Origin of the sequence: Pseudomonas parasichuanensis, from assembly GCF_021601385.1 — a bacterium.
Taxonomy (GTDB): Bacteria; Pseudomonadota; Gammaproteobacteria; order Pseudomonadales; family Pseudomonadaceae; genus Aquipseudomonas; species Aquipseudomonas parasichuanensis.
Map to the genome: position 1 here is coordinate 1 of NZ_BQHO01000110.1, position 255 is coordinate 255.

Sequence of the window (255 nt, forward strand, 5' to 3'; positions counted from 1 at the left end):
ACAAGGTGTCGGTCACCATCGTCAGCAATGGCGATGTCACCGAAGATCAACAGCCGTCGTTCACCGTCAAAGTCAGCCAGAAGCTGGATCAGGATCTGACTGTCACGCTGTCTAACGGCGCCAAAGTTGTGATTCCGGCGGGCCAGACCGAAGCGATCTACAAAGCCGACGCCCAAGGCGATGACGTCTTCAAAGATGCCGATAGCCTGACCGTGGGTGTCAGCGACGCAACCGTCGCTGGCAAGACCTTCGAGA

The 255-nt window shown here is 57.3% G+C and carries 1 protein-coding gene; it reads left to right on the top strand.

Translation table 11 applies throughout. From position 1 onward, the window contains the following. Positions 1-255 (top strand): immunoglobulin-like domain-containing protein (locus L6D77_RS27160; RefSeq protein ID WP_236170244.1); only part of this gene is annotated, 255 nt, incomplete at both ends.